This is a genomic window from Gordonia sp. IEGM753, assembly GCF_050321825.1.
In the GTDB taxonomy this organism is placed as follows: Bacteria; Pseudomonadota; Gammaproteobacteria; order Pseudomonadales; family Pseudomonadaceae; genus Aquipseudomonas.
Map to the genome: position 1 here is coordinate 118,801 of NZ_JBNQGB010000004.1, position 23,887 is coordinate 142,687.

24 protein-coding genes and 1 tRNA gene are annotated in these 23,887 nt (G+C 57.7%); 9 read left to right on the forward strand and 16 right to left on the reverse strand.

The window, feature by feature from the left end; all coding sequences use genetic code 11:
- Positions 1–73 precede the first annotated feature (73 nt).
- The gene (locus ACQR3R_RS20240) at positions 74–1,399 is read left to right on the forward strand and encodes a CoA transferase (protein WP_428274653.1); all 1,326 of its coding nucleotides are present in this window, start codon (positions 74–76) and stop codon (positions 1,397–1,399) included.
- A gap of 6 nt (positions 1,400–1,405) precedes the next feature.
- Here ACQR3R_RS20240 and ACQR3R_RS20245 read toward each other — a convergent pair whose 3' ends face one another.
- A complete protein-coding gene (locus tag ACQR3R_RS20245; RefSeq protein ID WP_428274655.1) occupies positions 1,406–2,269 on the reverse strand; it encodes an AlkA N-terminal domain-containing protein in 864 nt (287 codons plus the stop codon).
- Positions 2,270–2,421: 152 nt separating this feature from the next.
- On the opposite strand from ACQR3R_RS20245, the gene ACQR3R_RS20250 reads away from it, so the two are divergent.
- The 8 genes from ACQR3R_RS20250 to ACQR3R_RS20285 all read left to right on the forward strand — a co-directional run bounded on the left by ACQR3R_RS20250 (position 2,422) and on the right by ACQR3R_RS20285 (position 11,914).
- Entirely contained in the window at positions 2,422–2,781 is a 360-nt protein-coding gene (locus ACQR3R_RS20250) for a DUF5064 family protein (protein ID WP_428274657.1), read from the forward strand.
- 121 nt (positions 2,782–2,902) lie between these two features.
- Entirely contained in the window at positions 2,903–4,411 is a 1,509-nt protein-coding gene (locus ACQR3R_RS20255; protein ID WP_428274659.1) for a sigma 54-interacting transcriptional regulator, read from the forward strand.
- A gap of 331 nt (positions 4,412–4,742) precedes the next feature.
- Complete coding sequence (gcvH, locus tag ACQR3R_RS20260; protein WP_428274661.1) at positions 4,743–5,126, forward strand: glycine cleavage system protein GcvH; 384 nt, start codon at positions 4,743–4,745, stop codon at positions 5,124–5,126.
- An 11-nt stretch (positions 5,127–5,137) separates the two neighbouring features.
- Complete coding sequence (gene gcvP / locus ACQR3R_RS20265) at positions 5,138–7,990, forward strand: aminomethyl-transferring glycine dehydrogenase (protein WP_428274663.1); 2,853 nt, start codon at positions 5,138–5,140, stop codon at positions 7,988–7,990.
- 197 nt (positions 7,991–8,187) lie between these two features.
- Positions 8,188–9,564 carry an L-serine ammonia-lyase gene (locus ACQR3R_RS20270; protein WP_428274665.1) on the forward strand — a complete coding sequence of 459 codons (1,377 nt, stop codon included), beginning with the start codon at positions 8,188–8,190 and terminating at the stop codon, positions 9,562–9,564.
- Between the two features lie 35 nt (positions 9,565–9,599).
- Positions 9,600–10,724 (forward strand): glycine cleavage system aminomethyltransferase GcvT, encoded by a 1,125-nt coding sequence (gcvT, locus tag ACQR3R_RS20275; RefSeq protein WP_428274667.1) that lies wholly within the window; start codon positions 9,600–9,602, stop codon positions 10,722–10,724.
- A gap of 392 nt (positions 10,725–11,116) precedes the next feature.
- Positions 11,117–11,329, forward strand: coding sequence for a cold-shock protein (locus ACQR3R_RS20280; RefSeq protein WP_007977299.1), 213 nt, complete (start codon positions 11,117–11,119; stop codon positions 11,327–11,329).
- Between the two features lie 96 nt (positions 11,330–11,425).
- On the forward strand, positions 11,426–11,914 hold the full coding sequence (locus ACQR3R_RS20285; protein WP_428274670.1) for an RDD family protein: 489 nt from the start codon (positions 11,426–11,428) through the stop codon (positions 11,912–11,914).
- A 135-nt stretch (positions 11,915–12,049) separates the two neighbouring features.
- On the opposite strand, the gene nadA is transcribed toward ACQR3R_RS20285, so the two are convergent.
- The 15 genes from nadA to ACQR3R_RS20360 all read right to left on the reverse strand — a co-directional run bounded on the left by nadA (position 12,050) and on the right by ACQR3R_RS20360 (position 23,778).
- Entirely contained in the window at positions 12,050–13,108 is a 1,059-nt protein-coding gene (nadA, locus tag ACQR3R_RS20290) for a quinolinate synthase NadA (protein ID WP_428274672.1), read from the reverse strand.
- Positions 13,109–13,383: 275 nt separating this feature from the next.
- Positions 13,384–13,459 (reverse strand) — tRNA-Lys (locus tag ACQR3R_RS20295).
- Positions 13,460–13,522: 63 nt separating this feature from the next.
- Positions 13,523–14,215, reverse strand: a complete 693-nt coding sequence (queC, locus tag ACQR3R_RS20300) for a 7-cyano-7-deazaguanine synthase QueC (protein ID WP_428274674.1) — start codon at positions 14,213–14,215, stop codon at positions 13,523–13,525.
- 1 nt (position 14,216) lies between these two features.
- Positions 14,217–14,864 carry a 7-carboxy-7-deazaguanine synthase QueE gene (queE, locus tag ACQR3R_RS20305; RefSeq protein WP_428274676.1) on the reverse strand — a complete coding sequence of 216 codons (648 nt, stop codon included), beginning with the start codon at positions 14,862–14,864 and terminating at the stop codon, positions 14,217–14,219.
- A gap of 167 nt (positions 14,865–15,031) precedes the next feature.
- Complete coding sequence (gene ybgF / locus ACQR3R_RS20310; RefSeq protein ID WP_428274678.1) at positions 15,032–15,790, reverse strand: tol-pal system protein YbgF; 759 nt, start codon at positions 15,788–15,790, stop codon at positions 15,032–15,034.
- 81 nt (positions 15,791–15,871) lie between these two features.
- Positions 15,872–16,369, reverse strand: a complete 498-nt coding sequence (pal, locus tag ACQR3R_RS20315; RefSeq protein WP_003178634.1) for a peptidoglycan-associated lipoprotein Pal — start codon at positions 16,367–16,369, stop codon at positions 15,872–15,874.
- 52 nt (positions 16,370–16,421) lie between these two features.
- Complete coding sequence (gene tolB, locus ACQR3R_RS20320) at positions 16,422–17,723, reverse strand: Tol-Pal system beta propeller repeat protein TolB (RefSeq protein WP_428274683.1); 1,302 nt, start codon at positions 17,721–17,723, stop codon at positions 16,422–16,424.
- Positions 17,720–18,799 carry a cell envelope integrity protein TolA gene (gene tolA / locus ACQR3R_RS20325; RefSeq protein WP_428274685.1) on the reverse strand — a complete coding sequence of 360 codons (1,080 nt, stop codon included), beginning with the start codon at positions 18,797–18,799 and terminating at the stop codon, positions 17,720–17,722. The genes tolB and tolA overlap by 4 nt, the downstream gene beginning before the upstream one ends.
- Positions 18,799–19,260, reverse strand: a complete 462-nt coding sequence (gene tolR, locus ACQR3R_RS20330; RefSeq protein ID WP_053155331.1) for a protein TolR — start codon at positions 19,258–19,260, stop codon at positions 18,799–18,801. Before tolR ends, tolA begins: the two co-directional genes overlap by 1 nt.
- Positions 19,261–19,274: 14 nt before the next feature.
- Complete coding sequence (tolQ, locus tag ACQR3R_RS20335; protein ID WP_178129366.1) at positions 19,275–19,970, reverse strand: protein TolQ; 696 nt, start codon at positions 19,968–19,970, stop codon at positions 19,275–19,277.
- Positions 19,960–20,427, reverse strand: coding sequence for a tol-pal system-associated acyl-CoA thioesterase (gene ybgC / locus ACQR3R_RS20340; protein WP_054044992.1), 468 nt, complete (start codon positions 20,425–20,427; stop codon positions 19,960–19,962). Before ybgC ends, tolQ begins: the two co-directional genes overlap by 11 nt.
- A gap of 128 nt (positions 20,428–20,555) precedes the next feature.
- Positions 20,556–21,617, reverse strand: coding sequence for a Holliday junction branch migration DNA helicase RuvB (ruvB, locus tag ACQR3R_RS20345; protein WP_428274688.1), 1,062 nt, complete (start codon positions 21,615–21,617; stop codon positions 20,556–20,558).
- Entirely contained in the window at positions 21,618–22,235 is a 618-nt protein-coding gene (ruvA, locus tag ACQR3R_RS20350; protein WP_428274690.1) for a Holliday junction branch migration protein RuvA, read from the reverse strand.
- Between the two features lie 115 nt (positions 22,236–22,350).
- Positions 22,351–22,875 carry a crossover junction endodeoxyribonuclease RuvC gene (gene ruvC / locus ACQR3R_RS20355; protein ID WP_131059806.1) on the reverse strand — a complete coding sequence of 175 codons (525 nt, stop codon included), beginning with the start codon at positions 22,873–22,875 and terminating at the stop codon, positions 22,351–22,353.
- 156 nt (positions 22,876–23,031) lie between these two features.
- Positions 23,032–23,778: a YebC/PmpR family DNA-binding transcriptional regulator gene (locus ACQR3R_RS20360; protein ID WP_428274693.1), complete on the reverse strand. Its 747-nt coding sequence runs from the start codon at positions 23,776–23,778 to the stop codon at positions 23,032–23,034.
- Positions 23,779–23,887 lie beyond the last annotated feature (109 nt).

The window sequence follows — 23,887 nt, forward strand, 5'->3', positions numbered from 1 at the left end:
CGTGGGAACGATCATTCATCCAGCCTGACAATTTTTTGATCTATCATCGAACCCTCGTTCCGGAGGGCCTTCGATGACTGATTTACTCACGTCCATTCAAGCCGCACTCGGCTTGCCGCACACCCCGATCCCGTTTACGTCGAGCGGCGCCCTGCCCTCGGCGTTCGCTGTCACCGACCTGGCCAGCACCAGCATCGCCGCCGCTGGCCAGGCCGTCAGCGAATTGTTGCAGCAGCAAACCGGCCGTCTGCCCAGCCTTGAAGTCGACCGCCGCCTCGCCTCGTTCTGGTTCGCCACCTCGATTCGTCCCGTCGGCTGGAGCGTCCCGCCGTTATGGGATCCGGTCGCCGGCGACTACCCGACCCAGGACGGCTGGATTCGCCTGCACACCAACGCCCCTCATCACCGCGCCGCCGCGGAAAAGGTGCTGGGTGCCTGTACCGACCGAGCGGCAATGGCGAGCAAGGTTGCGCAGTGGCGTAAAACCGATCTGGAACACGCAGTGGTCGACGCCGGAGGCTGTGCAGCCGAAATGCGCAGCTGGGCGCAGTGGCAGGCCCATCCTCAAGGGCAAGCAGTCAACGCTGAACCACTGATTCATTTCGCACCGGGCAGCCATCTAGCAAAAACGTGGCAAGGTTCCGTTGCGCAACCCTTGGCAGGCATCAAGGTATTGGACCTGACCCGAGTACTGGCGGGCCCTGTTGCGAGTCGCTTCCTCGCGGGGCTCGGCGCCAATGTTCTGCGCATAGACCCGCCCACCTGGAATGAACCCGGCGTCGTACCGGAAGTTACTTTAGGCAAACGTTGCGCACGACTTGACCTGCACGACGCTGCGGATCGTGCAGTCTTCAAAAACCTGCTGAAGGACGCTGATGTTTTGCTCCACGGTTACCGCGCTGACGCACTTGAGCACTTGGGCTACGGCGTCGCCGAGCGAGAGCAATGGGCGCCTGGCCTGGTCGATGTCTGCCTCAATGCCTACGGCTGGAGCGGCCCGTTGCAAAACCGCCGCGGTTTCGACAGCTTGGTGCAGATGAGCAGCGGGATTGCTGAAGCGGGCATGCATTGGAAACATGCAGACAAACCAATCCCGCTACCCTTGCAAGCGCTCGATCACGCGACCGGTTACCTGATGGCGGCCAGTGCAATTTGCTTGCTGGGCCGAGGGGGTTCGGCACGTTTGTCACTGGCCAGAACCGCGAAGCTGTTGATCGAACAAGGCCCCGGCACCCACGAGCCACTACGCGCGGAGGATGTCAACGATCAGGGCCTGTTGCTGGAGCAGACGCCTTGGGGGCCGGCGCATCGGCTGCAGGTACCTCTGAAAATAACCGGCACACCGTTGCAGTGGGCGCTTCCAGCCGCAGAGTTGGGCTCGCACCGCGCGCAGTGGTAGTAATGCTCAGTCAGCCCGCGCCAGTGAGGCCCACAAATGCTGCGCCGCATGCCCTCGATGAGGGCGCCAGGCTTGCGCGCGCAGCAGCAACTGTGAAGACGTGACCGGCGCGCCTTCCAACGCCGCCAGCGCATTGATCAACCCTACATCGCCGGATGGAAAAGCGTCCGGATCGCGCAACTGCCGCAAGGCAATGTATTGCGCGGTCCAGTCGCCAATCCCGTGCAATGCCAACAGCCGTGCAACCCCACCCGCGCGTTGTGGATCAAACAACAACGGGTCATCGAGTAATGCCTGCGCTACACCTGATAACGTCCGGCCACGACTTTTTGGCATGCCCAGCGTCGCCAGTTCCGCCGCCGCCAATACCGCTGCTTCAGGAAACACGTGAGTCAGTCCTCGCTGCGCGCAATCGAGCGCCTCGCCATATTGCCCCACCAGTTTCCCCGCCAGTTTGATCGCCGCAACCACCGTTATCTGCTGCCCCAACACCGCACGAATCGCCAATTCCAACCCGTCCCACGCCCCCGGCACCCGCAGCCCCGGACGTTCGGCAATCAACCGCGCCATCAACGGATCCGTCGCCAGTTGCCGGTGAATACTGGCCAGGTCCGCGTCCAGATCAAACATTCGCCGCAGGCGTGCAACGATCTCGGGGACGGCGTCAGCGTCTGGAAAGTCCAGTGACAGCTCAAGAAAATTCGCGGCCGCCGGCCTTATCGAAAAAGTACCGTGAACGCCGTTCAGACTGATACTGCGCGAATAAGCCCCCTCAGCTACGACTTCCATCCCGACGATCGCCCGCGTCGACAAGAAGCTCAGCATCGCCGGCCAGTCGTAAGGCGCTTGATGCTCCAGCAACACGTTCATATCAGCTCCCGCTCACCCTGAGTCCATGACCACGCCACCTTTTGATTGGCGCCAGTGCAAAAGCAAACTAACGTCTGATGTCCATAATTGAAACGTTATTCAGGGCGCGGGGTCTGCCCTTATTCAAGACCTTTTTTAAAGGAGAGACGCCAATGGCTACGTTCGAGCCCGGTCATCTACACATTGAGCGCCACGCGTTGAACAAGGACGATTACAGCTACAACCTGTGTATCGACTATGAAGTCAGCCAGGACCCCAAGGAAGGCGAAGGCATGCTATTCAAAATGCATGGCACGGTTGAGGGCAAGGAATTGAACGAAACGTTTTTCCTGCCCAAGGACCAAGCCTTCGACTTTGCCCGCCATGCCACACGCATTGCGCAAAATTACGGCATGCCCAAGGAAGCCAGTATCGGTTCGGTACACAAGGAATATGACTTGATGTTTGAGGATGTAAGGGCGCAGTTGCACGTTAAATCCGGTGATCCGGTGAAGCCCGAACACCTTGAATAATTAACAGTTGCCTGTGCGTGCGGGCCTGCCCGCGCCTGCATGGGACCCGCGCCAGATTTCACCTAACCCCTCCACCAAGGCATACTTGCCACCCTTCGCACGCCAGAACCAAAATCGCCTCATGCGTATCCACGTCAGCTTCATCGACCGCGTCGGTATTACCCAGGAAGTCCTGGCCTTGCTCGGTGGGCGCAATCTCAACCTGGATGCGGTGGAAATGGTCCCGCCTAACGTCTATATCGACGCGCCAACGCTCAGCCCGCAGGTTCTCGATGAACTGCGCGATGCATTATTGAGCGTGCGCGGCGTGCAAGCGATGACCGTGGTCGACATTCTTCCTGGCCAGCGTCGGCACTTGCAACTGGATGCGTTGTTGGCGGCCATGACTGATCCGGTGCTGGCCCTCGACAGCGCCGGCAAAGTGTTGCTGGCCAACCCGGCACTGATCGCTCTGTATGGACGCGAACCTGCCGGCGAAAGCATCGCCGATCTGTTCGCGGACCCGGCATTGCTCGATGCCTTGCTGGAAAACGGTTTTCGCCTGCCCCTGCGCGAGATCACCGTCAACGGCCAGACCTTGCTACTGGACGCGACGCCGATCACTGACGCAGGTGCGTTGCTGACGCTGTATCAGCCAAACCGCATCGGCGAACGGCTCTCGGCACTGCACCACGACCATGCCGAGGGCTTTGATGCGTTGCTGGGTGAGTCACCGGCGATTCGGACGTTGAAGGCCCGCGCGCAACGCGTCGCAGCCCTCGATGCGCCGTTACTTATCCAGGGCGAGACGGGCACCGGTAAAGAGTTGGTCGCCCGAGCCTGTCACGCCATCAGTGCTCGGCACAGTTCACCCTTTCTGGCTTTGAATTGCGCGGCATTGCCGGAGAACCTCGCCGAAAGCGAACTGTTCGGCTATGCACCTGGCGCCTTCACCGGCGCGCAACGGGGCGGCAAGCCTGGGCTGATGGAACTGGCCAATCAGGGCACGGTGTTTCTCGATGAAATCGGCGAAATGTCGCCGTACTTGCAGGCCAAATTACTGCGCTTTCTCAACGACGGCAGCTTCCGTCGGGTCGGCGGTGATCGTGAGGTCAAGGTCAATGTGCGGATCCTCAGCGCAACCCACCGCGACCTGGAAAAAATGGTCAGCGAAGGCACCTTCCGCGAAGACCTGTTCTATCGCCTCAACGTGCTCAATGTCGAAGTTCCGCCACTGCGCGAACGTGGTCAGGATATTTTGTTGCTGGCGCGCTATTTCATGCAGCAAGCCTGTGCGCAAATTCAGCGACCGGTCTGTCGATTGGCGCCCGGCACCTACCCGGCGCTGCTCGGCAATCGCTGGCCGGGAAATGTGCGGCAATTACAGAACGTGATCTTCCGCGCTGCGGCGATATGTGAAAGCAGCCTGGTGGACATCGGCGACCTCGATATCGCCGGCACCTCGGTGGCGCGCCAGAACGACAATGATGTCGATAGCCTGGAACAAGCGATGGAAGCGTTCGAGAAAACCCTCCTGGAAAAACTCTACGCCAGCTATCCCTCCACCCGTCAACTGGCCAACCGATTGCAAACCTCGCACACCGCTATCGCCCATCGATTGCGAAAGTACGGCATTCCCAACAAGCCGTAAGTCCCCACACACCTCCTGTGTTCAAGGTCGTTGTTTAAAAACGACCTCCAACTGTACTGAAAGCGCTACAGCGGAACGATATCGATACACACGTCCTTTCACGCGATTCTGCAAGGCTTTGATCCGGCTGAGCTTTTTTAGCCGCCAACAGCTGTAGCGATTTCGTTACAGCCTTTTGTTATTCGACTATTCCAAAACTAGCTAACTCATTGTTTTATAACAATAAAACTACTTTGGCCGTGATCTTGCTTAGTAACCGATTATAAAACCGGGCACTGCCCGAATATTTAATCGCGTCCATCAGACGAGTCTGGCCCCTTTAGGAGTTTCCATGAGCGAGTTGCGTTTTACTGAAGATCACGAATGGCTGCGCACCGAAGCTGACGGCAGCGTCACGGTAGGTATTACCGCTTTCGCGCAGAACGCCTTGGGCGACGTGGTTTTCGTACAACTGCCAGAGCTGCAGTCCTACGACAAAGGTGCAGAAGCTGCCACCGTTGAATCGGTAAAAGCGGCGAGCAGCGTTTACATGCCGCTCGATGGCCAGGTGCTGGAAGTGAACCCGGCCCTCGACAGCAGCCCTGAGCTGGTCAACGAAGATCCGCTGGGCGCAGGCTGGTTCTTCCGCTTCCAGCCATCCGATGCTTCAGCGGTTGCCAGATTGCTGAATCAGGACGCTTACGACCGTCTGATCAAAGCCAACGCCGAAGCCTGAGGAGCGCCGACATGACCCAAGTAAACCTCACGACCGCCAACGAATTCATCGCCCGACACATCGGCCCGCGCGCAGGCGACGAGCAAGCGATGCTCAACAGCCTCGGTTTTGACTCCCTGGAAGCCTTGAGCGCCAGCGTTATCCCGGACAGCATCAAAGGCACCAGCGTCCTCGGCCTCGAAGATGGCCTGAGCGAAGCCGATGCGTTGGCGTTGATCAAAACCATCGCCAGCAAAAACCAGCTGTTCAAGACGTATATCGGCCAGGGCTACTACGGCACCCACACGCCGTCGCCGATTCTGCGCAACCTGTTGGAAAACCCGGCCTGGTACACCGCTTACACCCCGTACCAGCCGGAAATTTCCCAAGGTCGTCTGGAAGCGCTGTTGAACTTCCAAACGCTGATCAGCGACCTGACCGGCCTGCCAATTGCCAACGCTTCGCTGCTGGATGAAGCCACCGCTGCCGCCGAAGCCATGACCTTCTGCAAACGCCTGAGCAAGAACAAGGGCAGCCACGCTTTCTTCGCCTCGGTGCATTGCCACCCGCAAACCCTCGACGTGCTGCGCACCCGCGCCGAGCCGTTGGGCATCGACGTTATCGTCGGCGACGAGCTCGAACTGACCGATGTGACGCCGTTCTTCGGCGCGTTGCTGCAATACCCGGCCAGCAACGGTGACGTGTTCGATTACCGCGAACTGACCGAACGCTTCCACGCAGCTAACGCGTTGGTGGCCGTGGCCGCTGACCTGCTGGCCCTGACCGTGCTAACTCCACCGGGCGAATTCGGTGCCGACGTGGCCATCGGCAGCGCCCAACGCTTCGGCGTGCCGCTGGGCTTCGGTGGTCCGCACGCGGCATATTTCTCCACTAAAGATGCGTTCAAGCGCGACATGCCTGGCCGTCTGGTCGGTGTCTCCGTGGACCGTTTCGGCAAGCCGGCCCTGCGCCTGGCGATGCAGACCCGCGAGCAACATATCCGCCGCGAGAAAGCCACCAGCAACATCTGCACCGCACAGGTATTGTTGGCCAACATCGCCAGCATGTACGCCGTGTACCACGGCCCTAAAGGACTGACGCAGATTGCCAACCGCATTCACCACCTGACCGCGATTCTGGCCAAGGGCTTGAACGCTTTGGGTCTGAGCGTTGAGCAGGAAAGCTTCTTCGATACGCTGACGCTGAACACTGGCGCCAACACCGCCACGCTGCACGACAAGGCTCACGCCCAACAGATCAACCTGCGCGTCGTTGATGGCGAGCGCCTTGGCCTGTCCCTGGACGAAACGACCTCGCAAGCCGACATCGAAACCCTGTGGGCACTCTTGGCCGACGGTCAAGCGCTGCCAGATTTCGCGGCATTGGCTGCAAGCGTTCAAAGCACCCTCCCGGCCGCATTGGTTCGTCAATCGCCAATCCTCAGCCACCCGGTATTCAACCGTTACCATTCGGAAACCGAGCTGATGCGCTACCTGCGCAAGCTCGCCGACAAGGACCTGGCCCTGGATCGCACCATGATCCCGCTGGGTTCCTGCACCATGAAGCTCAACGCCGCCAGCGAAATGATCCCGGTCACCTGGGCCGAATTCGGTGCCCTGCACCCATTCGCTCCGGCCGAGCAAAGCGCCGGCTACCAGCGGTTGACCGACGAACTGGAAGCGATGCTCTGCGCCGCTACCGGTTACGACGCGATTTCGCTGCAACCGAACGCCGGTTCCCAGGGTGAATATGCCGGTTTGCTGGCCATTCGCGCCTACCACCAGAGCCGTGGCGATGACCGTCGCGACATCTGCCTGATCCCCTCATCCGCCCACGGCACGAACCCGGCCACCGCCAACATGGCCGGCATGCGCGTTGTCGTCACCGCGTGCGATGCCCGTGGCAACGTCGACATCGAAGACCTGCGCGCCAAAGCCATCGAGCACCGCGAACACCTCGCCGCGCTGATGATCACTTACCCGTCGACCCACGGTGTGTTCGAAGAAGGCATCCGCGAAATCTGCGGGATCATTCATGACCACGGCGGCCAGGTGTACATCGATGGCGCCAACATGAACGCGATGGTCGGCCTCTGCGCACCCGGCAAGTTCGGCGGCGACGTGTCTCACCTTAACTTGCACAAAACCTTCTGCATCCCCCACGGCGGTGGCGGCCCGGGCGTCGGCCCGATTGGCGTGAAGTCGCACCTCACGCCATTCCTGCCAGGGCACGGCACCATGGAGCGCAAGGAAGGTGCCGTTTGCGCAGCACCGTTCGGCAGCGCGAGCATCTTGCCGATCACCTGGATGTACATTCGGATGATGGGCGGCGCGGGCCTCAAGCGCGCGTCGCAACTGGCAATCTTGAACGCCAACTACATTTCCCGTCGCCTCGAAGAGCACTATCCGGTGCTGTACACCGGCAGCAACGGTTTGGTTGCGCACGAATGCATTCTTGATCTGCGCCCATTGAAAGACAGCAGCGGTATCAGCGTCGATGACGTGGCCAAGCGTCTGATCGATTTTGGCTTCCATGCGCCGACCATGTCGTTCCCGGTGGCCGGCACGTTGATGATCGAGCCGACAGAAAGTGAGTCCAAAGAAGAGCTGGACCGCTTCTGCGACGCCATGATCCGCATCCGCGAAGAGATTCGTGCAGTGGAAAACGGCACGCTGGACAAGGACGACAACCCGCTGAAAAACGCCCCGCACACGGCTCAGGAAATCGTTGGCGAGTGGACTCACCCGTATAGCCGTGAGCAAGCGGTGTATCCGGTTGCGTCGCTGATCGAAGGCAAGTACTGGCCACCGGTCGGTCGCGTCGACAACGTGTTTGGCGATCGCAACCTGGTCTGCGCCTGCCCGTCGATCGAAAGCTACGCTTAAACCTGCGTGGGGCGGTTAATCGCGCCCCACTCTCAAGAACACCACATAACCTTGTGGGAGCGAGCCTGCTCGCGATAGCGGACTGACATTCACCATAACGTCGACTGAAAGACTGCTATCGCGAGCCGGCTCGTTCCAACAGGGATTTGCGAGCTTCAGATTCCCCCACTCCTATAACAAGAAACCGGAGAACAACTATGTCGTTAAGCGTGTTCGACCTGTTCAAGATTGGCATCGGACCTTCCAGCTCCCACACCGTTGGCCCAATGCGCGCGGCGGCACGTTTCGTCGAAGGTCTGCGCCGTGAAGGACTACTGGCAGCAACCACCTGCGTCAAAATCGAGCTGTATGGATCTCTCGGCGCCACCGGCAAAGGACACGGCAGCGATAAAGCGGTGTTGCTTGGCCTGGAAGGCGAACACCCCGACACCGTGAACACCGAAACCGTCGCCACCCGACTGCAAGAGATTCGTGGCAACGGCCGATTGAACCTCCTCGGTGAGCACAGCATTGCGTTCAACGAAAAAGAACATTTGGCGATGATTCGAAAACCGTTGACTTATCACCCCAACGGCATGATTTTTCGCGCCTTCGATGCGGCAGGCCTGCAAATCCGTAGCCGCGAATATTATTCGGTAGGCGGCGGTTTTGTGGTCGATGAAGATGCGGCTGGCGCCGACCGTATTGTCGAAGACGCCACGCCACTGACTTTCCCCTTCAAAAGCGCGAAAGACCTGCTAGGGCACTGCGCCACCTACGGCTTGTCGATCAGCCAGGTGATGCTGACCAACGAAAGCGCCTGGCGCCCGGAAGCGGAAACCCGCGCCGGCCTGCTTAAAATCTGGCAAGTGATGCAGGACTGCGTCGACGCTGGCTGCCGTAACGAAGGCATTTTGCCGGGAGGCTTGAAGGTCAAGCGGCGTGCAGCAGCGCTGCATCGTCAATTGTGCAAACACCCGGAATCCGCATTGCGCGATCCATTGTCGGTGCTCGACTGGGTCAATCTCTACGCGTTGGCAGTCAACGAAGAAAACGCCAACGGTGGACGTGTGGTCACTGCGCCCACTAACGGTGCAGCCGGAATAGTGCCAGCGGTGTTGCACTACTACATGCGTTTCATACCCGGCGCCACCGAAGATGGCGTTGTGCGCTTTCTGCTGACGGCGGCTGCGATCGGCATTCTGTACAAAGAGAACGCCTCGATTTCCGGCGCCGAAGTCGGGTGTCAGGGCGAGGTCGGTGTTGCCTGCTCCATGGCCGCCGGGGCCCTGTGCGAGGTGCTTGGCGGCAGCGTCCAGCAAGTGGAAAACGCCGCCGAGATCGGCATGGAACACAACCTCGGCCTGACCTGCGACCCCATCGGCGGTCTGGTGCAGGTGCCTTGCATCGAGCGCAACGCCATGGGCTCGGTCAAGGCAATCAACGCAGTACGCATAGCGCTGCGCGGGGATGGCCAGCATTTTGTGTCGCTCGACAAGGTCATCCGCACCATGCGCCAAACCGGCGCCGACATGAAAAGCAAATACAAGGAAACCGCCCGCGGCGGTTTGGCGGTCAACATTATCGAGTGCTGATGTGCGCTCATCTGCATTCTTTCCAGGAGCTGAATATGTCCACTGAACACCTGTTGAAAACCCCGTTGCACGCACTGCACATCGAACTCGGCGCCCGTATGGTGCCCTTTGCCGGTTACGACATGCCGGTGCAATACCCATTGGGCGTGATGAAAGAACATCAACACACCCGTGATCAGGCCGGGTTATTCGATGTCTCGCACATGGGCCAGATCCGCCTCACGGGCGCCAATGCCGCAAAAGCGCTGGAAAGCCTGGTGCCAGTGGACATCATCGACCTGCCCGTGGGCATGCAGCGCTACGCGATGTTCACCAACGACACCGGCGGCATTCTCGATGACCTGATGGTTGCCAACCTCGGCAACGACGAACTGTTCCTGGTGGTCAACGCAGCGTGCAAGGACCAGGACCTGGCCCACCTGCGCCAGCACATCGGTGATCAATGCAGCATCGAACCGCTGTTTGAAGAACGCGCGCTGCTGGCATTGCAGGGTCCGGCCGCTGTCACCGTGCTCGCGCGCCTGGCGCCAGAAGTGGCAAAGATGACGTTCATGCAGTTCGCCCGCATCAAATTGCTGGGCGTCGACTGCTTTGTCAGCCGCTCGGGTTACACCGGCGAAGACGGCTTCGAAATCTCCGTGCCCACAGCGAATACTGAAACGCTGGCCCGCGCGCTGCTGGCCGAACCCGAAGTCGAAGCCATTGGCCTCGGCGCACGCGATTCGTTGCGCCTGGAAGCTGGGTTGTGCCTCTACGGCCATGACATGAACACGCAGACCACTCCGATTGAAGCGAGCCTGTTGTGGGCCATTTCCAAACCACGACGTGCCGATGGTGCGCGGGCCGGTGGGTTCCCTGGGGCTCAAACTGTCTTTGAGCAACAGCAGGCGGGCGTCAACCGTAAACGGGTAGGCCTGCTGCCCCAAGAGCGGACTCCAGTGCGTGAAGGCGCAGAAATCGTCAACGAAGCAGGTGAAATCATCGGCGCGGTTTGCAGCGGTGGCTTTGGCCCGACCTTGGGAGCTCCCTTGGCCATGGGTTATCTGGACAGCGCTTACAGTGCAATCGACACACCCGTATGGGCGATTGTTCGTGGCAAAAAGGTACCGTTGCTTGTAAGCAAAATGCCATTTGTTCCACAACGCTACTATCGTGGTTGATTGACTGTTTCTATACGTAACGCGGTTGCGTTAAGAGTGCACTAATCTGTAACGCAACCGCCATAAAACAGTGCATGTTTTCGATTATGAACTTGCCTTATAACGATCGAAAACAATTGAACACCTCTATCGTCTAAGCCGCTACTAGTGGACCGACTAACTGCCAAAACCTGAGCAAAACCGGGCCCCTGACAGGGGCTTGTTTTTTATCTGGTAGTTGGCGTAGAGTTTGTTCACTGTGTTTGCATGGGTCGCTTGGAATCGTGACCTGGGCAGTAGCCTACATGTTAGCTACATCCCGTTCGACGTCCTCTTACTTTCCTGCAACCAGCCCCAGTACTCTTTCATGAGAAGGAGACTGTCATTAATTATTGCGTCAAAGGAAATAAGAAATGTCCCAACGTCAGAGCGGTACCGTCAAGTGGTTTAACGACGAGAAAGGTTTTGGTTTTATCACTCCAGAAAGCGGTCCGGATCTGTTCGTGCATTTCCGCGCCATTCAGGGCAACGGCTTCAAAAGCCTGAAAGAAGGCCAAAAAGTGACCTTCATCGCAGTGCAGGGCCAAAAAGGCATGCAGGCTGACGAAGTTCAAGCAGAAGCTTAATCTTCTGTAACGAAAAAGCCCCTGATGCTGACATCAGGGGCTTTTTTGTGCGCGTAAATCCGTAAAATGGCTTCTTTTTTCGCCGAGAGCCCTGCCATGTCGAAACATCTGCTCAAACCTCAGGGCGACTTCCCCGCCGCGACCCTGGGTCGTCGTCTGGCAGCGATGTTTTATGATTTCCTGCTGTGTACCGCACTGTTGATCGTCACCGCAGGCATCTACAAGATGATTCAGATGGCAATCGTTGGCGAAGAGAGGATGCGCACGCTGACCGAAGCGGGGGCGCTCGACGGCGATCCACTGCTGTCCACCGTTCTATTTTTTGTGCTGTTTGGTTTCTTTGCCAAGTTCTGGACCTGGTCCGGGCAAACCCTTGGCATGCAGGTGTGGTGCATCCGGGTGCAAAACCCCGATGGATCATCGATCAGCCTGTGGCAGGCATTGTTGCGCTTTGTGGTGTCGATTGCCTCCTGGCTGTGCATGGGCCTGGGCTTTATCTGGCCGCTGTTCGACAAACAAAAACGCAGCTGGCATGACATGTACTCCAACACTCAGCTCGTTCGTATTCCAAAGAAGAGCAAGTAATTGCCGATTGCACAAATCAATGTGGGAGCGAGCCTGCTCGCGAAAGCGGTGTATCAAACAACATCAATGTCGGCTGATACACGGTCTTCGCGAGCAGGCTCGCTCCCACAGTTTTTGTGACTTATCTGACAGAACTCAGGCGTTACCCGCCAACTTCATCCGCGCAGCCTGAGTAAAATCGAGCATCCGCTTTAACGGCCTGATCGCCTGCGGAATCAACGCCGGATCAACGAAAATCTCGTTTGCGCCTTCCTTCAAGCTCTTCAGCGTGCGCTCCAGGGTGTTCATCGCCATCCACGGGCAATGTGCGCAACTACGGCACGCTGCGCCGTTACCGGCCGTAGGAGCTTCAATGAACACTTTATCCGGGCACAGCTGCTGCATCTTGTAGAAGATGCCTCGGTCTGTCGCGACGATAAACGTCTTGTTTGGCAGACTCTGCGCCGCAGCGATCAATTGACTGGTAGAACCGACGGCATCTGCCAGTTCGATCACCGAGGTGGGCGACTCCGGGTGCACCAGAATCGCCGCGTCCGGATACAGAGCCTTCATGTCTTCCAGCTGCTTGGACTTGAACTCCTCGTGAACGATGCAGGCACCGTCCCATAGCAGCATGTCGGCGCCGGTCTTGCGCTGGATGTAAGTGCCCAAATGCTTGTCCGGGCCCCAGATGATGGTTTCACCGTTGTCCATCAGGCTTTCGACGATCTCCAGTGCACAGCTGGAAGTCACCACCCAGTCCGCCCGGGCTTTAACCGCAGCAGAAGTGTTGGCATACACCACCACCGTGCGCTCGGGATGCTGATCGCAGAAAGCAGAGAACTCATCCACCGGGCAACCGAGGTCCAACGAGCAGGTCGCTTCCAGCGTCGGCATCAGCACACGCTTTTCAGGGTTGAGGATTTTGGCGGTTTCGCCCATGAACTTCACACCCGCGACCACCACAGTCTTGGCTGGGTGAGCGTTGCCAAAACGTGCCATCTCAAGCGAATCGGACACGCAACCACCGGTTTCTTCGGCCAAGGCCTGAATGACCGGATCACAATAGAAGTGGGCAACCAGCACCGCGTCTTGAGCTTTTAGCTCTGCTGCGATGGCGGCACGGTAATAAGCCTCTTCCTCAACCGTCAGCGGCTTGGGCTGTTTGGCGTCGAGGTGAGCTTGAACCAGAAGGCGTTCAGAAATCTGCGTCATGTTCGCAAGACCTGCAAGCGCTTAAGCGCGAAAGTCGAGTATACACCCGGCTCCGGACCCCTTCAGGGCACCGCCGGGAAAGTGAGTATTCATCAGGCACGGATAACATTGAAGCTGCGCAAGGCTACAGAATATCCAATGGATGCAAAAGATGATTCTGACCTGGGTTGTGCGCTGTAGCCCAGTGTGTGAGCCAGACCTAAATCGCGGGCAAAAAAAAATCCGGAAATCCTCACTTGCGTGGGCCTTCCAGACTTTTAAAACTGCTACAAAAATGGTGGGTCGTGTGGGATTCGAACCTACGACCAATTGGTTAAAAGCCAACTGCTCTACCAACTGAGCTAACGACCCGCTGTGTGGTGGCGCGTATAATACTGATTTCTAAGGACTATTCAACACTTAATTTGAAATAAATCAAAAATAAGGGGTTGGATCGGTTATTCCAGCGGCCGCGAAGCCTTCTGAACGCAGACGACAGCTGTCGCATTTGCCGCACGCAAAGCCTTTATCGTCGGCCTGGTAGCAGGAAACCGTCAGCCCATAATTAACGCCCAACTTCACACCAACCTCAATGATTTGTGCCTTGCTGAGGTTTTGCAGTGGCGCCTGAATGCGGAAGCCATTGCCTTCCACTCCGGCTTTCGTTGCCAGATTGGCCATGCGCTCGAAAGCCTCGATGAACTCAGGACGGCAGTCCGGGTAACCCGAATAGTCGACAGCGTTTACGCCGATAAAGATATCGCGCGCACCGAGCACCTCGGCCCAGCCGAGAGCAAGGGACAGGAACACGGTGTTACGTGCAGGCACGTAGGTCACCGGGATACCTTCGCCTGGCGTTTCCGGGACGTCGATACTGCTATCGGTCAGTGCCGACCCGCCCATGCCGTTCAGATCAAGGCCGATCACCTTGTGCTCGACCACGCCCAGGTCATGGGCAACACGTTTGGCAGCATGCAGCTCGGCAAGGGAACGCTGACCATAGTTGAAGCTCATGGTGTAGCAGCTATAGCCTTCAGCGCGCGCCATAGCCACGACCGTTGCCGAATCCAGGCCACCCGACAGCAGGATAACCGCACGTTTTTCAGCAGTGTTCAGTTGTTCAGTCATATCAGCGCCCCGGCTCGTCGTTCCAAAGATATTTATGCAGCTGCAATTGCAGGCGCACCGGCAGATTGTCCGCCACCACCCAATCCGCCAGGTCCCGAGCGTTCAGGTCATGGTGACTTGGCGAAAACAGCACTTCACCCGCACGCCGGTCCAGACCGTACTGGATGAGTTTGGAGACAGCCCAGTCATAGTCTTCGCGCGAGCAAATGACAAACTTCACTTGGTCGTTCGGCGTGAGCAGTTCGATGTTCTCGTAGCGATTGCGATGCGCCTCCTTCGAACCCGGGGTTTTCAGGTCGACCACACGACTGACGCGTGAATCCACTGCCGAGATATCGAGGGCACCACTGGTTTCCAGTGAGACTTCGTAACCGGCATCACACAACTGCTTGAGCAATGGGATGGCGTTGGGTTGCGCCAACGGCTCGCCGCCGGTGACGCAAACGTAGCGCGGACGGAAACCGGCTACTTGCTCGAGTATATCGTCGAGCTCGCGAACGGTACCGCCGCTGAACGCGTAGGCGCTGTCGCAGTATTGGCAACGCAAAGGGCAACCTGTCAGGCGCACAAAAACGGTGGGCAGCCCGGCGGTGCGCGTTTCACCCTGCAAAGAGTAAAAAACTTCGGTGATTCTCAATGTGTCTTGCATAGTCGCCACGGGCGTAACAGCTAAACAGGCTGTCCGCCTCCGTCAGGCACTTAAAGGAACCCCGCCAACGCGCAGATCCCAAAAAGCGGTGTTTCAGAAAAAGGGCGTGAATTCTAACGAAAAAACCCGCAACAAGTGCGGGTTTCTTCTAATTGGGTCAAACACGTTTACATGCGTTGCAAATCGCGTTGGGCCAACTGAGCTGCGGAAGTGCCAGGATATTGCGACACAACCTGTTGCAAAATGCCTTTCACCTTGTCGGTATGACCAAGGCGACGCTCTACATCAGCCAGCTTGTACAGCGAGTCAGGCACTTTGGCGTGCTTGGGGTACAACTGCGAAACCTTGGCAAAAGCCTGACCTGCACCCTGCAGATCGCCTTTGGCCAAATTGACTTCGCCCAACCAGTACTGGGCATTGCCCGCGTATTGGCTGTTCGGGTATTTGCGCAGGAAAGCGGTAAAAGCCTGGCTGGCTTTGTCGAAATCCTTGGCCTTGATCAGGTCGAAGGCTGCATCGTAGTACAGTTTTTCCTTCGCCGGATCAGCCGGTTCGCTACCCGCTGCGGGGGCTTGAGCAGCTGCTGCTCCCGCACCTGCTGCTGCACCGGGGGCGTTCAAATCGCCACCGGTGGAAGAATTATCAGGAGTCGCGGCTGGTGCAACGCCGGTTCCTATGCGCCGATCAAGATCCTGGTATCGCTCCAGGTTTTCCTGCTTCATGCGCGCAACATCATTTTGCAAAACTTCTATCACGCCTTGCTGGCGCGAGATCTGCTCTTGCATCGATTGCAGTTGGTTGAACAGCTCGCCCTGTGCCGAGACAGGGGCCGAAACCCCTCCCCCGGCATAGGCGCCGTTCGTACCGTAACCCGCAGGCGGATAACTGCTCCCGCTATTGTTATAGCCGGAGTCATTATCGACCACAGGAACCGCAGCCCACACCGCAAGCGGTGCGAGGCTGAGAGCCAAAACAGTTACAGCACGACGGCACGTTCGCATGACGAATTACTTACGCAGTTCGACGCGACGGTTTTGAGCCCAGGACTGCTCGTCGTTGCCGGTAGCAACTGGACGCTCTTCGCCGTAGGAAACCAGTTCCAGCTGAGCTGGGGAAACACCTTGCAGTACCAGGTAACGCTGAACGGCTTTCGCACGACGCTCGCCCAGTGCCATGTTGTACTCACGAGTACCACGTTCGTCGGTGTTGCCTTCCAGAACAACGCGAGCGCCGTTTGCTTTCAGGTCTTTAGCGTGAACATCCAGAGCGCGCATGGCTTCTGGCTTCAGGTCCGAGCTGTCGTATTCGAAGTAGAAGGTGGTGATTGCGCGCAGAGCAGCTTCTTCGCTCAGGGAGCCATCAACAGCACCAGTGTTAGCGCCGTAACCAGCGTTTGGATCGACAGCGCCTTCACCGGCATTGTCGCCGCCTTTGGACGAGCAACCTACAGCTACAGCCATGGCCAGAGCCAGCGCAGCAAATTTACCAAACTTCAGCATTTCCATCGTGAAACTCCTAATGAACCCCAGTGTGTTAAGTAAAACGTATAGCGCCGCGTCAGTTCAGGTAAGGGGACCAGGAAGGTTCTCTGACTTCGCCTTGTGCGGTAGGAAGCGGGAGCCTTACGCGTCCATTAATGGACACGAGCATCAAGACTCCCCGGCCCTGCTGGCGGGTGGCGTAGATTACCATGGTGCCGTTGGGCGCAACAGTAGGCGACTCGTCCAGAGTGCTATCAGTGAGGATTTTTACGCTTCCGCGCTGCAAATCCTGGGCCGCCACCTTGAAATTAGTGAAGCCATCCTGGCGGTGAATCATCACCAGGGTCTTTTCATCAGCCGAAAGTTTAGGGTTAGCGTTGTAGTTACCGATGAAGGTCACACGTTCCGCACCGCCACCACTGACGCTGGTTTTGTAGATTTGAGGCTTGCCGCCACGGTCCGAGGTGAAGTAGATGGTTGAACCATCCTTGCCCCAGAACGGTTCGGTGTTGATGCCAGGGCCATTGGTGACGCGAGAGATCTGGCGCGAACCAAGGTTCATGACATAGATATCAGGGTTACCGTCTTTCGACAGCACGAACGCCAGACGCTGACCATCCGGTGACCATGCAGGCGCGCCATTCAGGCCTTCGAAGTTGGTGATCTGCTCACGGCGACCGGTATCGATGTTCTGCATGAAAATGCGCGGACGCTTCTGCTCGAACGAAACGTAGGCAATGCGCTTGCCGTCCGGTGCGAAACGCGGCGAAAGAATCGGCTCACGCGACTGCAGCAGTGTGACAGCGCGGGCACCGTCATAGTCCGAACGTTGCAGCGTGTAACGAGTATTCTTCTCGGAGAATCGCTCGGCTGTCACGTACAGCAGACGAGTCGAGAACGCACCTTTGATGCCGGTGAGCTTTTCGAACGACTGATCGGAGATGTAGTGCGCCATGTCGCGCAGCTGATCGACGCTGCCCGATACGCTACCGGTCAGCACTTGCTGCTCGGTGGCGACATTGAACAGAGCGTACTGAACCTGCAGGCGGCCGCCCGCTGGCACAATGCTGCCGACCATGACGTACTGGGCACCCAGTGCCTTGAAGTCACGGTAGATGATTTCGCTGGCCTGGCTTGGCTGGCTGATCATGTTCTGTTTTGGAATCGGCGAGTAGTAACCCGAGTTGCGCAGGTCGTTACCGATGATTTCGGCCATATCATCCGGCAGCACGGTACCGCCCTGGAAACCGAACGGAACGACTGCGATCGGGGTAGCCCTATCGCTGCCGCTGGTGACCAGAATGTTTTTTTCGTCTGCTACCGCCATCCCTGCCAGGCAGCAGATAACGACAAGCATTCCTCGAAGAAGGTTTCTCACAAGGCTAGATCCTCAGGTGTGAATGTCATCTTGAATGAACGATACGGAGCAAAATCGCTCGGCTTCATTCCCTGCATTTCTGTCAAACGTCCAATATTCTTCACTGCCGCAACTGCCGACGCATCAAACGGCCCGTCACCACTGGACTTGGACACGTTGACCGAAGTCACCGTACCGTCCGGCAACATGCCGATTTGCAGCACGACCGTCATGCCTTTACGCGCCGAAGGTGGACGAGCCCAGCCTTCCGCTGCACGAGCACGAATCAGATCGTCGAAACTACCCGCGACTTCGTCACCCTGCTCATCCGCCAAGGCCTGCTGACGCTGCGGCGTATCGGAAAGCAAATCTGCCAAGGCCTGAGCCTTTTTATCTTCGGTAGATTTACGCGCCGCATCCTGCGATTTTTTCTTCGCAGCATCGGCAGCAGCTTTCTTCTTCGCATCTTCGGCGACTTTCTTCTTCGCCTCGTCCGCTTCAGCTTTCTTCTTGGCGTCGTCCGCGGCTTTCTTCTTCGCGTCTTCGACTATCTTTTTCTTGGCTTCTTCAGCGGCCGCTTTCTTGGCCTCTTCTTCAGCAGCCTTCTTGGCTTCTTCTTCAGATTTCTTCTTGGCTATATCAGCCAATTGTTTCTCTTCAGCCTTCTTGGCTTCGGCGGTCTTCTTCGCTTCGTCGGCTTTCTTGGCTTCATCAGCCTTTTTAGCCTCGTCTGCTTTCTTCGACTCGTCGGCCTTCTTGGCTTCCTCGGCCTTTTGAGCCGCTTCTTCTTTCTTTTGTTCCGCAGCCTTCACCGCTTCCTGCTCGACCTTCTTCTGTTCCATCTGTTCGACTTCGGTTTGACGCGCGGCAGACTTCACCGCTTCACCCGCAATCTTCTGATTGGTCTGGGTAGTCGCCCGACTTTTCGATTTCAGCTGGTACAAGGTTGCCTGGACAATCGGCTTGGCCGGCGGCAATTCCGGTGTGAAGGCGAAACTGACGAACAGCATGCCGAACACCAGCACGTGCAGGACAACCGCCCAGACACTAGGCCAGAAGTAGCTTTCCGAGGCTGTTGGCTCTCGCTGTTGCTGCATCAGGGCGCCTCGGTAATCAAGCCAACGTTACCGACTCCGGCTTTCTGCAGTCCGCCCATCGCACCCATCACGGCGCCGTAATCGACAGTCTTGTCGCCACGAATGAAGACCTGGGTATGCTTGCCACCTTCGTTGCCGGCACGAATGATCTTGGTCACCGCGTCAGTCATCTGCGGCAACGTCATCGCCTTGTCTTGCTGCTTTTCTGTATCGACTTCGCTGCCAAGGTTCCAGTAATAGGTCTTGTCAGCCTTGATCGAAATGGTCAGGACCTGGGTGTTGTTGTCCTGCGGCAAGGCTTCGCTGGAAACCTTGGGCAGATCAACTTTCACGCCCTGATTGAGCATCGGAGCGGTCACCATGAAAATGACCAGCAGCACCAACATCACGTCGATGTAAGGCACCACGTTCATCTCGGCGACCGGCTTGCGCTTTTTGCGAGCTCGAGCGATTAAAGCCATTGGAAATTACCTGCTTATTCTTCGCTGGTGTGCACTTTGCGGTGCAGGATCGCCTGGAATTCATCGGCGAAGGTGTAGTAACGGCTGATCAGCGTTTCGCTGCGAGCGGCAAAACGGTTGTAAGCGATAACGGCTGGAATGGCTGCGAACAGGCCGATTGCGGTAGCAACCAGTGCTTCTGCAATACCTGGCGCGACGGTCGCCAGTGTTGCTTGCTGGGCAGTTGCCAGGCCACGGAAGGAGTTCATGATGCCCCACACCGTGCCGAACAGACCGATATACGGGCTGACGGAACCGACAGTTGCGAGGAACGGCAAGCTCTGCTCGAGCTTCTCTTCTTCACGGGAAATAGCCACGCGCATCGCACGGGCCACGCCTTCCATGACCGCTTCCGGGTCAACGCCTGGCTGCTGGCGCAGACGGGAGAACTCCTTGAAGCCGGCACGGAAGATCTGCTCGACCCCGGAATCCGGGTCAGGATTGCTGCCAGCCTGACGGTAGAGTTTGGACAGGTCGATACCGGACCAGAAGCGCTCCTCAAAGCTCTCCAGGGCACGTCGACCGGCGCGCAGCAGGTTGCTGCGCTGAAAGATCATGATCCATGAGGTCACCGATGCGGCTACCAGAATCAGCATTACCAACTGAACCACGACGCTGGCATTGCTGACCAAGCTCCACATGGAGGAATGGTCGACGACGTTAGCTTCCACGCTTTATCTCCTGCTTTGAGTGTGTACCCGCGCCGCTCACGTCGGCAAAGGCCGCACGTAGAGCTTCGGGAATGGCCCGGGGTTTCAAACTGTTAGTGCGCACACAGGCCACCAAAAACTGCCCTTCGCAGAGCAGCGCGTTATCCGTAGCCCGCCTGACCTGCTGTTTAAAGCGCAGGCTGACACGGTTCAATTCGATTACTTCAGCGCTTACCAGCAATTCGTCGTCCAGTCGCGCCGGCGCGTGGTAACGCGCTTCGCTGGAATGCACGACGAACAACAAGTCCTCCCCTGCCAGCTGGGATTGGGCAAAGCCCAGCTCCCGTAGCCGCTCGGTTCGAGCCCGTTCCATAAACTTGAGGTAATTAACGTAATACACGATGCCGCCCGCATCGGTGTCCTCGTAATAAACGCGACAACGATGTGCGAAAGGCTCAAGCCCGTTTTGCGCGCGCATACTCTAGTGGTTACTCCTCAGGTTGCCAATCCGGCCAGGCAACTGTTTTTCATTGTTCTGCGGCTTTCTTGCAAAAGTACGGTCCTAGGACAGCACAATCCCCGAATAAATCAGCCCGCAAAAGTTATTTAATCGTCCACGGCATCGAGGAATTCGTCTACCACTGGCATTTCGCCCAATCGTGACGGGATGTTTAAACCGAAATGCAGATACGCATGCCGGGTCACCACTCGCCCACGCGGTGTACGCATGATGTAGCCCTGCTGGATAAGGTATGGCTCCAGCACATCCTCAATGGTGTGACGCTCTTCGCTGATTGCTGCTGCAAGACTGTCGACACCAACGGGGCCGCCATCGAACTTCTCGATCATGGTTAACAACAGACGCCGATCCTGGTGATCAAAACCACGTTCATCGACATCCAGCAGGTTCAATGCCAGGTCGGCAATTGGCTTGGTGATGTGCCCTTTGGCGCGAACTTCGGCGAAATCACGCACGCGGCGCAGCAGACGATTGGCGATTCGCGGAGTACCTCGGGCACGACGGGCGATTTCAAATGCGCCTTCCGGGTCCAGCGGCAAACCCAGAATGGCCGCCGAACGGCTGACAATCGTCGCCAGGTCGGCAGTGTTGTAGAACTCAAGGCGCTGGACGATCCCGAATCGGTCGCGCAACGGATTGGTGAGCATGCCGGCCCGCGTGGTCGCACCGACCAAGGTGAAGGGTGGCAGGTCAAGCTTGATCGAACGCGCAGCCGGACCTTCGCCGATCATGATGTCGAGCTGGAAATCTTCCATGGCCGGATACAGTACTTCTTCGACGATCGGCGACAGCCTGTGGATTTCGTCGATGAATAGCACATCGTGCGGTTCAAGGTTGGTCAGCAACGCAGCCAGATCGCCCGGCCGCTCAAGGACAGGCCCCGACGTGCTTTTGATCGACACGCCCATTTCCTGGGCAATGATGTTGGCCAGCGTGGTCTTGCCCAACCCCGGCGGACCGAAGATAAGCGTGTGGTCCAGGGACTCGTTACGCCCGCGAGCAGCCTGGATAAACAGCTCCATTTGTTCGCGAACGGTCGGCTGGCCGATGTATTCGGCCAAGCTGACGGGGCGAATTGCCCGGTCCTGAACCTCCTCGCGATCACGAGGGCCTGGCGCGGCGGTAATCAGACGATCAGCTTCAATCACTTAGATCATTCCCTTCAGGGCACGACGAATCATGTCTTCACTGCTCAAACCCTTCTCCTTGATCGAAGAAATTGCCTTGCTGGCTTCCTGAGGTTTGTAGCCCAGGGAAATCAGCGCGCTAACGGCATCATTTTCGGCCGTGGCCACCGGAGTTGACGCGTCCGGACCACCCGGCTGGTTGGGAACCAGGGCAAACATCGCCGGCACAGTTTCCCAGGCCTTGAAGCGATCCTTGAGCTCGACCAACAAACGCTCCGCGGTTTTTTTGCCGACACCCGGCACCTTGGTCAACGCCGAGGTGTCCTGGGACTGCACGCAACGCACCAGTTCATCTACCTCCAGACTCGACATCAGGGCCAGGGCCAATTTCGGCCCCACGCCATTGAGACGGATCAACTCCCTGAAAAAGTCTCGCTCACGCTTGCTGGCGAAACCATAGAGTAACTGCGCGTCTTCGCGTACGACCAAATGGGTGTGCAAGGTCAGCGGCTCACCGACCGACGGCAAGCGATAGAGCGTCGTCATGGGCACCTCCAGCTCATACCCCAGACCGTTTACATCCAGAATCAGGTGCGGCGGCTGTTTTTCAGCGAGGGTGCCGCGCAAGCGTCCAATCACGTTTCAGATCCTTGAGCGTTGGCCAGGTCAATGACCGGCGACTGACAGAACAAGGGTTTTGCGCCGGCAACACAGGCGCAAAACCCTCATTCACTAAAAATGTTTGCTGATGCTATCAGAGACGCAGGCGACCGCCACGACTGCGTGCAGTCCCAAGGCCATGAGGCAATAGGCTGGAACGGGTGTGAGCATGACAAATGGCAATGGCCAGGGCGTCAGAAGCGTCGATCTGCGGCTTGCTGGTGAGTTTTAGCATGTGCATGACCATCATCTGCACCTGCTCTTTATTGGCGGCACCTGTGCCCGTCACCGCTTGTTTGACTTGGGTTGCGGTGTACTCGGCAATTTCCAGGCTCTCTTCGGCACCGGCGACTATAGCGGCGCCCCTTGCTTGACCGAGTTTTAGCGCGGAGTCGGCGTTGCGCGCCATGAATACTTTTTCGATACCCATGGTCACCGGACCGTAGGTCTGGATGACCTCACGTACACCGCGATAAACAATTTGCAGACGCTCATGCAACTCGCCAGTCCCGGTACGAATACAACCGGAGGCCACGTAGACACAACCACGCCCGGTATCGCGAACCACGCCATAACCGGTAATACGCGAACCGGGGTCGATACCAAGAATTAAAGTCATAACGCCTGCGGATTAGGTAAGAGCACTATTTCAATACAACGATTAACACATGTGGGAGCTGGCTTGCCCGCGAAGGCGTGCGCAACATCAAGCACTGATGGCGCCTGACACGCCGCTTTGACAGGCAAGCCAGCACCCACATTGACTCTTGGCCCCTTAACCGAGCTGTTCGGCAACCGATTCCGGGATATCGGCATTGGAGTAGACGTTTTGTACGTCGTCCAGGTCTTCCAGCATATCGATCAACTTCAGCACCTTCTCGGCGCCTTCCAGATCCAGTTCCGCACTGGTCGTCGGCAGCATCACGATCTCGGCGTCATCACCTTTGAAACCGGCCGCCTCCAAAGCGTTGCGAACCGAGTAGAAGCCGGCAAACGAGGTAAACACATCGATTGAGCCGTCCTCGTGGGCGACCACGTCATCCGCATCGGCTTCCATGGCCGCTTCCATCAAGGCGTCTTCATCGACGCCCGGCGCGAAGGAAATCTGCCCCTTGCGTTCGAACAGATAAGCCACCGAACCGTCGGTGCCGAGGTTACCGCCACATTTGCTGAACGCGTGGCGAACAGCGGCTGCGGTGCGATTACGATTATCGGTCATGCACTCGACCATCACGGCGACGCCACCGGGACCGTAGCCTTCGTAGGTCAACTCGACCATGTCGTCGGTATCGGCAGCGCCAGCACCGCGCGCGACCGCGCGATCAATGATGTCGCGACTCATGTTCGCGCCGAGGGCTTTGTCCAGCGCCAGGCGCAAGCGCGGATTGGAACCCGGATCAGCGCCACCCTGGCGAGCCGCAACAGTCAGTTCACGGATCCACTTGGTGAAAATCTTGCCCTTTTTGGCATCTTGACGTTCTTTGCGGTGCTTGATGTTCGCCCACTTGGAATGACCCGCCATAACTCGCTCCGATTCACTTTGAAACATTGCCCGCCTTGCACGAATGCAGGCCAGCAAACAAAAAATCTCGACCTAAAAGAAAAGGCGCATCCCGGAAGGATGCGCCTTT

Coding starts and splice junctions, on each gene's coding strand:
- ACQR3R_RS20240 (WP_428274653.1), top strand. CDS start 74: ATGACTGATTTACTCACGTCCATTCAAGCCGCACTCGGCTTGCCGCAC.
- ACQR3R_RS20245 (WP_428274655.1), bottom strand. CDS start 2,269: ATGAACGTGTTGCTGGAGCATCAAGCGCCTTACGACTGGCCGGCGATG.
- ACQR3R_RS20250 (WP_428274657.1), top strand. CDS start 2,422: ATGGCTACGTTCGAGCCCGGTCATCTACACATTGAGCGCCACGCGTTG.
- ACQR3R_RS20255 (WP_428274659.1), top strand. CDS start 2,903: ATGCGTATCCACGTCAGCTTCATCGACCGCGTCGGTATTACCCAGGAA.
- gcvH (WP_428274661.1), top strand. CDS start 4,743: ATGAGCGAGTTGCGTTTTACTGAAGATCACGAATGGCTGCGCACCGAA.
- gcvP (WP_428274663.1), top strand. CDS start 5,138: ATGACCCAAGTAAACCTCACGACCGCCAACGAATTCATCGCCCGACAC.
- ACQR3R_RS20270 (WP_428274665.1), top strand. CDS start 8,188: ATGTCGTTAAGCGTGTTCGACCTGTTCAAGATTGGCATCGGACCTTCC.
- gcvT (WP_428274667.1), top strand. CDS start 9,600: ATGTCCACTGAACACCTGTTGAAAACCCCGTTGCACGCACTGCACATC.
- ACQR3R_RS20280 (WP_007977299.1), top strand. CDS start 11,117: ATGTCCCAACGTCAGAGCGGTACCGTCAAGTGGTTTAACGACGAGAAA.
- ACQR3R_RS20285 (WP_428274670.1), top strand. CDS start 11,426: ATGTCGAAACATCTGCTCAAACCTCAGGGCGACTTCCCCGCCGCGACC.
- nadA (WP_428274672.1), bottom strand. CDS start 13,108: ATGACGCAGATTTCTGAACGCCTTCTGGTTCAAGCTCACCTCGACGCC.
- queC (WP_428274674.1), bottom strand. CDS start 14,215: ATGACTGAACAACTGAACACTGCTGAAAAACGTGCGGTTATCCTGCTG.
- queE (WP_428274676.1), bottom strand. CDS start 14,864: ATGCAAGACACATTGAGAATCACCGAAGTTTTTTACTCTTTGCAGGGT.
- pal (WP_003178634.1), bottom strand. CDS start 16,369: ATGGAAATGCTGAAGTTTGGTAAATTTGCTGCGCTGGCTCTGGCCATG.
- tolA (WP_428274685.1), bottom strand. CDS start 18,799: ATGCAGCAACAGCGAGAGCCAACAGCCTCGGAAAGCTACTTCTGGCCT.
- tolR (WP_053155331.1), bottom strand. CDS start 19,260: ATGGCTTTAATCGCTCGAGCTCGCAAAAAGCGCAAGCCGGTCGCCGAG.
- ybgC (WP_054044992.1), bottom strand. CDS start 20,427: ATGCGCGCGCAAAACGGGCTTGAGCCTTTCGCACATCGTTGTCGCGTT.
- ruvC (WP_131059806.1), bottom strand. CDS start 22,875: ATGACTTTAATTCTTGGTATCGACCCCGGTTCGCGTATTACCGGTTAT.
- ACQR3R_RS20360 (WP_428274693.1), bottom strand. CDS start 23,778: ATGGCGGGTCATTCCAAGTGGGCGAACATCAAGCACCGCAAAGAACGT.